This is a genomic window from Bacillota bacterium, assembly GCA_040754675.1.
Classification (GTDB): domain Bacteria; phylum Bacillota; class Limnochordia; order Limnochordales; family Geochordaceae; genus Geochorda.
On sequence record JBFMCJ010000767.1, the window covers coordinates 1 to 1614 of the forward strand.

Below are 1614 nucleotides of genomic sequence, written 5' to 3' on the forward strand. Positions count from 1 at the left end.
GCTCAGCTTGTAGCGGTTCCACGGATACCGCGGGTCGGAAAACACCAGCCGGCGCGGGTCTTCGACCCGGAATTCCGACAGCCTGCTGCCGCTCGTAAAGCGGACCGGCTCGGAAAACCGGATGACCGTGCCTTTCCTCAGACGGGGCCGCCCCCGACGGGCCCGCAGGTTCTCCCAGCACTCCTCGCGCCAACGTCTGGCGGTTTCATTGTCGGTGGGCGTGAGCAGCCGCAGAATCCGCTCCGGGCAGTTGGCATGGACGGGGCCCATTTCCTCGTGCACGTCTCTGTACCCGAAGTTGTACGGATCGTTCGGGCGGTGGATCAGCTCGCACACCACCGCGCTCACCTCGCGGCGCCCGTCCGGCCAGACCTGCTCGTAGGCGCTGTAAGCCTCGTGCAGGTTCGCAGCGCAATCCAGCACCCGGCCCACGGGGCAGCCCGGCGCCGGGCGCCTCGTGTCGAACTCGTTCCGGAAGAACTCCAGCATGCTCTGGCCCTTGGGCTTGTGAAGGAACGTCCAGCCCATGCATTCCCTCCTCTCCAGGTCCCCAAGAAGCCGAGGGGGCGCGCGGCACCCCCTCGGCCCGGACAAGGTCTGTGGTTCCGCTTCACTGCCTATGCGGTGCCGCCGGGGCCAGTTCTACCTCCACAGTAAGGGTCTTATCGCCAAAGACGCGCGAGGCGTGCAGGATTTCAACCGCCACAGGCAGACCATTCGCATCGTAGTCCACAATCAGGCCCGGGTTTACCTCGTCAGATTCGTCGACGGGCACGTCTCTCAGCAGAATGCACAGCGAATCGGTTTCAGGATCATACCTGACCTTCAACGGGCATCCCTCCAGTATTTGCTCAGCCGGCTGGTCCGGTAGGCGGTGATTACCACAGCCCGCTCCGCGTCACGCTCGAAAACGACCCTCAGCAAGTACAACTGGCCTGAAGCATCCCGGTACTTTTTCTCGGCCACGGACCTTCCTTCAACACCCGAAGGCACCACGCGGTCAGCAACTCTCAGCGCTTCTTCCACCAGGTCACGCGACAGCCCACGCCTCGCCACCTGTTCCAAGGCATGACCAGTCCACTCGACTCGCAATAACTTTCCCCCCTCCACGATACCTCAAACCCAGGTTCCTGTAAACGCCAGGCCCCATCGCACCCGGACCCGGAAATCAGAAGAGGGCTTTTCGCGTTATGCGAAGTTCTTTTCGGCCGATAACAGGCCCCGGGAAGCCCCAAAACGGCTTCCCGGGACCCGGTTTTCTTCGCGTAATAAGTCTTATCTGTATACGTTATCCGAAGTCGGCACTTCGCTCCCGCAGCCGCCCCGCCAGGCATCCGGACCCGCTGCCGCGCCTGGGGCTCCCGCCGTGCCGGTGCCGGCGGTCACGAGGCGGCCGCGCACGGACTCGCGGACGGTCCCTCCGTAACCGAGGCGCGCTGCCTTGCCGCGCAGCCTGGGGTGATGGTGAAAGCAACCTGGGATGCAGAGGCGAGGATAACGTCGATGTGCCAGGGGTGAGGAACCCTGGGAGGCAGGCCCGCGAGTCCCTTCGCGAGCGCGAATGTCCCGGCGACGCCCCGGAGGCCGGCGCGACCAGGGGACGTCGGTCTGCGC

The 1614-nt window shown here is 64.7% G+C and carries 3 protein-coding genes; all 3 read right to left on the reverse strand.

Annotation, left to right across the window (positions count from 1 at the left end):
* Nucleotides 1–528 (reverse strand): hypothetical protein (locus AB1609_23405; GenBank protein ID MEW6049381.1); only part of this gene is annotated, 528 nt, incomplete at its 3' end.
* Between the two features lie 82 nt (nucleotides 529–610).
* The gene (locus AB1609_23410; protein ID MEW6049382.1) at nucleotides 611–829 is read right to left on the reverse strand and encodes a DUF2283 domain-containing protein; all 219 of its coding nucleotides are present in this window, start codon (nucleotides 827–829) and stop codon (nucleotides 611–613) included.
* Nucleotides 826–1092 carry a DUF4258 domain-containing protein gene (locus AB1609_23415; GenBank protein MEW6049383.1) on the reverse strand — a complete coding sequence of 89 codons (267 nt, stop codon included), beginning with the start codon at nucleotides 1090–1092 and terminating at the stop codon, nucleotides 826–828. The genes AB1609_23410 and AB1609_23415 overlap by 4 nt, the downstream gene beginning before the upstream one ends.
* Nucleotides 1093–1614 lie beyond the last annotated feature (522 nt).